4 protein-coding genes and 1 pseudogene are annotated in these 6,743 nt (G+C 53.1%); 1 reads left to right on the forward strand and 4 read right to left on the reverse strand.

Going from position 1 to position 6,743, the window contains the following annotated elements; genetic code table 11:
• Positions 1 to 124: 124 nt before the first annotated feature.
• Both ACZCED_RS24430 and ACZCED_RS24435 read right to left on the reverse strand, forming a co-directional pair.
• A pseudogene (locus ACZCED_RS24430) lies at positions 125 to 897 on the reverse strand (IS5 family transposase).
• A 197-nt stretch (positions 898 to 1,094) separates the two neighbouring features.
• Complete coding sequence (locus ACZCED_RS24435; RefSeq protein WP_464862051.1) at positions 1,095 to 2,024, reverse strand: DUF362 domain-containing protein; 930 nt, start codon at positions 2,022 to 2,024, stop codon at positions 1,095 to 1,097.
• Between the two features lie 166 nt (positions 2,025 to 2,190).
• On the opposite strand from ACZCED_RS24435, the gene ACZCED_RS24440 reads away from it, so the two are divergent.
• A complete protein-coding gene (locus tag ACZCED_RS24440) occupies positions 2,191 to 3,687 on the forward strand; it encodes a response regulator (protein WP_464862052.1) in 1,497 nt (498 codons plus the stop codon).
• Positions 3,688 to 4,307: 620 nt separating this feature from the next.
• Here ACZCED_RS24440 and ACZCED_RS24445 read toward each other — a convergent pair.
• The gene (locus ACZCED_RS24445) at positions 4,308 to 4,841 is read right to left on the reverse strand and encodes a protease complex subunit PrcB family protein (protein WP_462970970.1); all 534 of its coding nucleotides are present in this window, start codon (positions 4,839 to 4,841) and stop codon (positions 4,308 to 4,310) included.
• 87 nt (positions 4,842 to 4,928) lie between these two features.
• Positions 4,929 to 6,743, reverse strand: a 1,815-nt coding sequence (locus tag ACZCED_RS24450) for a S8 family serine peptidase (RefSeq protein WP_464862053.1), incomplete at its 5' end; no start/stop codon positions are given.

The raw sequence follows: 6,743 nt of genomic DNA on the forward strand, positions 1-6,743 counted from the left end.
GGTTTGCGTCGGGTTACCAATTTGACAATATGGGTCTGTTTGCAAAAAATGTCAGCAATTGCCACAAAAATTGGCAATAACAGTATACCCCTTCTACATTGAAACTATCTGCTTAGAGCGCATCTCAAAATAATCTGAGAAGTAAAATTGAGCAGCCAAGCAGCAGCAAGCCCAGGAAGTTTTCAGCATGATATTCGTAACGGACAACCAGGCGCCTGTAGTTATGGAGCCAGGAAAACAGGCGTTCTACTTTCCATCAGCGTTTGTACCGGCGAAGCTTTCTGCCGTCATGGGTGTTCTTTTTGCGCCGGTTTCTGCGATGAGGGGCAATCATTTCAATACCCCGCTCATCCCAAAGGCGTTCATCAAAGCCATCACTGTCATACGCCTTGTCGCCAATCAGGCGGTCGGGCGCACATTCGATAAACGTACTTTTGATGGTGGCCTCAACCCATGTCACCTCATGGGGCGAAGCGCTTTCAATGTGAGCGGCGACAGGAATACCAGCAGCGTCTGCGATGGCCATGATCTTGGTGCCTTTACCGCGCTTTGTCTTGCCGACAGCAAGACCCCTTTTTTTGCCGGCACGAAGCTTCCGTCGATGAACGCCTCCCGGACATCGATTCCTCCGCGTTCGTACAGATCCTGCGCCAGTTCGTGGGCAATGCGTCTGAACACACCGGATCGGACCCCTTGCTGGAACCGCCTGTGGCAGGTCTGGTATGGCGGATACCGCTGGGGTAGATCCTTCCATGGTGCGCCGGTTCGTAAAATCCATAAGATTCCGTTGATCACCTCGCGTGGGTCACGAGGCTTGCAGTCGCGTGGATCTTTGGGCGGTTCCGCGGCAGGGATGATGGGCTCTAACCGTTTCCATTGTTCGTTTGTCAGTTCCATCCTGATTATATTGCATAATCAAGATGTTATGTTTAGATTTATTTTCAATATTTCCAACCAGTTGCGATCCGATATGATTTAAAGAAAATTCATGTGGTTACCTGTTTAGATGGTGGCTGCTGAATTACTGCTTTGTTTGAGATAGGCTCTGATCACTTTTGGAATTAAAGAAAAGCATTCGAGAACCTTTTCATTTTTCAAACTTCAATCTGTTTCACATTAAGGTTCTCAATATCCATGCGACCTATTCCTTTTTCATGGGCAAGGCGAATATGATCTACTTGTTTGGGTTCTTTGCGTTTACCCTCCCATTCGAACATCTTTACGGCCTGAGCATCCGCTGCGACCATATCTCTCGATGCGATGACCATATTCATGGGAATCACCTTACCCGGTCCATTGGGACCGTGTGAGCTCAGCACGCGAGTGGCGTCGATGACGACGAGGTCGGGACGTAAGAAGGTCGCCAATTTAACGATTCCAGAGTTCAGTCCTGTCTGGTGCATTTCCCAACGATCGTATACGAGGCCCATCATCCCTTTCATTGAAAGGCTCACATCGGTTGCATAATTGTGCTTGGCCACGGGTGCGGCAATGAGGACATCAGCGGATAGGACATCTTTGATAATGTCGGTTTTGTTGAAGCCAAACCAGGAGTCCGAAATTTTCGTTTTCTGGTAAAACTGGCCGTCCATTACCGCAGTGACGATGTCCTCGTTGAAAACCGCACAGGCCGCCTCGATTTCCCGAGTGCAGAACTCACCCCCGCTCAAGGGGTGATCCAGGACCTGCACCTTCATAGCTCCGGCTTTCTTGCACATGGCAACAAGTTCTCTGACGACTTCGGGGTGTGTGGCCGTGCCATTTTTGAGCCCATTGGCAAAGCTCATATTGGGTTTGATCACTACCTTGTGACCTGGTTTAACAAATGATTTCATACCACCAAGAAGATCAACCGCAATACGGACAGCTGTTCCCGGAGGACCTTTGACAATACTTAAATCAGGGGTCCCTGCCGCAATGAGGGACCTGGGAATCAGAAGTCCAGATGCACCAACGGCCATCCAAGCGATCGCCTTAAGCTGGGACTTCAGGAAATCTCTACGGTTAATTGTTCTGTTTTCCATGTGTTCTGCCCCTTCTAATTGTTATCAAATCGATCATTGATAGAGTAGGAATGCCTTGAATTGAGAATCATTGCATTAAACGAATCTGATCAATTTCAGTGTTGCTTATGTTTGGAATGGTGGAGAATCCAATTTCAGACCTAAGGCGCCAAAATACTAATAAATTATGTTAGTAGTGGACCAGGATTTGGTTCGCGCCAATGATCGGTTGTGCCGTATGCTGGGATACAGCGAGGAGGACCTGCGAACGACGACTTGGTCTGAATTAATCGAACCGCAAGACTTGGCAGGTTTAAGGGCAAGTTTCAATCGTATGCTGGCTGGCGAGATCGAAAGCTTTGAGATGGACCTTCAAATGTTTCACAAAAATGGAAATATCGTTTTTACCCATCTCAACATGTCCTGTTTCCGCAACCTGGACCGATCGGTCCGGTTCGTCATCGCCTCGTTTTTGGATATCAGCGACCGAAAGCACGCCGAAAAGGAAAAAGAAAGGTTAGACGCCCATTTGCTTCAGGCGCAGAAGATGGAATCCGTAGGGCAACTGGCCGGTGGTATCGCCCACGACTTCAACAACATGCTTTCAGTTGTTATCGGCCACACGGAACTGGGTATGAACGAACTTGATCGGGACACCCCTTTGCACAAGCGCCTCAAGACCATCCACGACGCGGCTCGGCGTTCGGCAGATCTGGTACGCCAGTTGTTGGCCTTTGCCCGCAAGCAAACGATCAGCCCCAAGGTGCTGGATATCAACGATACCATCGCCGGCATGCTCAAAATGCTGCGCCATCTTATCGGTGAAGACATCGACTTGGCATGGATGCCGGGCGGCCATGCCATGGGCAAGGTATGCATAGATCCGTCCCAGGTCGACCAGATCCTGGCCAATTTATTGGTCAATGCTCGCGATGCCATCGCCGGCGTGGGCAAGATTACCATCGAAACAGATGATATTGTGCTCAGTGAAGCGTATTGCGCAAGTCATCCCGGGTTCTTGCCAGGGCGATTTGTTTTACTGGCCGTTAGCGACAGCGGCTTCGGCATGGATGAAAAAACCTTGGCGCAGATTTTCGATCCCTTTTTTACTACCAAGGTCGTAGGCCAAGGAACCGGCCTGGGTCTTGCCACGGTGTATGGAATCGTTAAGCAAAACGATGGATTCATCAATGTTTACAGTGAGCCAGGCCAGGGAACAACGTTCAGGATCTACCTGCCCGTGATCGAGTCGATGGAAGATGGAGCGACCCCCAAGGCGATTTTGGAGGTCGCGCCAGTTGGCACCGAGACTGTGCTGATCGTCGAAGACGATGTGGCAATTTTAGATTTAGCGAAATCTATTCTGGAACAACTGGGCTATACTGTGTTTACCGCGAGTACACCGGATGCTGCCATCGCTTTGGCGCAATCATACAAGGGCCAAATCGATCTGCTGTTAACCGATGTGGTGATGCCGCAAATGAACGGCCGTCAATTGGCCCAGCAACTAAGCGATGGGGCCCGTGGCCCCAAATGCTTATTTATGTCCGGGTATACGGAAAACGTGATTGCCCATCGTGGGATCCTGGATGAGGGGGTTAATTTTCTTCAAAAACCGTTTTCGATATTGGAACTGGCAGCTAAGGTTCGAGAAGTTTTGGATGAATTTACAACTTCTGCTTAATTATCCTATTCGAAAGTCTTGTCCGTTTAAAGCAGATCAATCATCTCATTGAATAAGATACCCACAGCGCTGGTAGCTTCCGGTTTGGTCAGGTTTATGGCCGCCTTCGATTCATGGATCAGCTCAAGCTGTCCATGCGTTCGTGTTCCCGTATCTTGTCTGCGAGGGAAATGAGGCGTGGGGATAGAAGGCCGGATAGACCTGAAGTGGAAATCATGTCAAGAAGTTGATCGATTCAATAAAGACGAAACGATGCGATGACCGTTATGGGATTGTCCATGATTGGCGTCGAAAGGCAGCATGAGTATGCTGTCGAATATAATCAGCATGGAACCCGAGGAGTTAACCTGAGGATCCATTCTTGCGCGTTCTGATTTTACGTTCACACCGAAAAAGAGAACACAGTTGGATCTGTTTCGGAAAAAACTTTCCGCGAGCCAATAAAATGATTTAACCGGAGATCAGCGGTACGCCGCGACATCGAGATTCCCGTTCTGATTGCCCGGAGCTGCGAGCGGGAACGTAACCGGCGCAGCCTTGTCGATTCGGTTGTCGAGACGGCCTGTTTGTTGGTCAATCCATTCGACGGCAAATCCCTGGGCATCGGCGAACGGTACCCTCTACTCCCTTCGGGCGTCCACCACCAGCCTGTCCCGGCCGTCGGGATCGGCAATCGTGATGGTTTCATACGCGCCTTTGGCCAACCGAATCAACAAGTAGGCGTTGGTGATCATCTGGGGGACCATGGCCTCTTTTCGCGGTTCAATCCAGCGAAGGGGTATCCGAACGGTATGGTTTTCGATATCGGCGTGGTTGGTCACCATTTCCAGTGCATACCCGCCAGTCCTTTTTTCACCCATCCAAATTAGCAATACCCCGTCGGTAGCAAAATTGATTTCGGGCAGAGCGCCGGTTGGGTTCGGGATCCGGGAGCCTTTGAGCATCGGCCCCAATAGCGTGTCCAGTTGGTTCGGATCCGTTATCCAAATACCGCCCGCCGTTTGGGGTGCCCCTGCAGCCAGCTGCCCGCTGCCGATCATCGCCATGGGAACGGTGTCCGTGGTCGGTGATGCAGCCGATGGTGATGAATGGGCGCAGGCGCTGAAAAGCATAATGAAGGCGATCAACTGGATTAAAAAAAATTTGCCGGTCATGGTAGAATCCTATGTCTGCCGCGTCGCCCAAGCCTCCAGAAAATGGTTTCCATTCGGCCACCGGGGCGGATGATGGCGTTAGCGAGGTTATTTCAGGCGCATGAATTGGGGTGGTGCCTCCTCTTCATCGCCCCCCAGGTCGGCAGCGGACACGGAGAGTTTCAAGTCCGTGGCGAAGTTCAATCCGCTAAGGTCGGTGTCGGCATTCACATAGGTAATCTGGTCGATGGAGAGATAGGCGCCCACCGCTTCACCGTGGTTATCGACATAGCCGTCGTTGTCCCGGTCGCTGCCGGCAACGATGAGGTAGCTGCCCCCCTTGGGAACGCCTCTGAAATCGTAGGCATAGCTGCCGTTAACGGCCTGGACATCGACCTGTTGGACAGGTTCGAACATATCGGGGTCCACCAGCAAGACATAGTGATAACCAGCATCGGCGGAGTCGGATGTCGAGCGGACCTGGAGGTTGACCGGAATGGAAATCGGGCTGCCCGACGACGGGGTAAAGGTAACGGTCTCGCTGTAGGTGCCTTCGGAAAGACCGCTACGGTCAATTTCGACCGTATAAGTCCCCAGGCCGTCGGCATCAATGAGAGCCGCACTCACCGTCAGCCAGGGCGCTGATGCGGTATACCCCGTGACCGAAATCGGGCCGCTGCCGATTTTAGCGACTGACAGGGTGCTGGTGGTGCCACCGGCACCAAAATTCACCGCCGTCGGGTTGACCGTCAAGACCGTAGGGACGGTGCCGCCATAGACAGCCACCACGGCTTTGTATGCATCGATGAGACCCCAGCCGTATTTTCTGTCCCAGCCCGGTGTGCCGATGTCATTGGTGATATTGCCGTTTTGCAGCATCGCGTCCAGCTGGTCCGGCGTCAGCGTCGGGTTCAGGTCCTTCATCAGGGCGACCACGCCGGCCACGTGGGGGGTGGCCATGGAAGTTCCATTGTAGGCAGCATAATTGAATCGAATGGTGCCGGATGAATCATCGCCACAGGTGCTCCATACCCGGTCGGCATATCCGTCACCGTTGTAATCGCCGGCATCGCCGCCCGGTGCAGCCACGTCGACAGAGTTGCCAAAATTGGAATACGAGGCCAGGGTGCCATTGATATTTACCGCGCTGACCGAGATCACGCCGTCGTAGGAGGCGGGGTAACCGGGCGTGGAGGTAGATGCATTGCCTGCCGCGGCGATCAATACGACGCCGGCATTGCGCACCTGGGTATAAACAGCCTGGGCCGCGCTGGAATACCCCCCGCCGCCCAGGCTCATGCTGATGATGTCCGCGGCTTGCGGCGGTACAGTGCCCGAGTCGTTGCTCAACCCGGCGGCATAGCGGATGCCCTGTAAAAGGTCGTAGACAGTACCCCCGCCGACGCCGAGCACGCGAATGGGCATGATCCGGGTGTTCCAGGTCACTCCGGCCACGCCGCCATTGAACGAACCGGTCTTGTTGTTGGTGCTGGCGGCGATGGTACCGGCGCAGTGGGTTCCGTGGAACGAGCTGGATCCGGGGGTGGCGCTGTCACCCGGGTCGTCTGGATTGGCATCGATGCCGTCACCGTCGTTGCTGATATCGGTGTCGGAGACAAAATCGTAGCCGGTAGCGGTGAGCCTTCCGGCGAGATCGGGGTGGCCCAACAGCACGCCGGTGTCCAGCAAAGCCACGATGACGTTGTTGGTGCCGGTGGTCAGGTCCCAGGCCTCGGGCAGGTTGATCTGGGGGTAGTGCCACTGCAGGTAATAATACTCGTCATTGGGCGTTGTCGCGCAGTGCTTGAGTATATAGTTAGGGTCGGCGGAGAGAATGTCCGCGCGCTTTCGCAGGGTCTTGATGACATTGAGCGTGTTCAATTTACGGGCCGTGGTCGTATCGGCTGTCGCCGCTTTTATCGA

The organism is Desulfosarcina sp. (assembly GCF_055467485.1).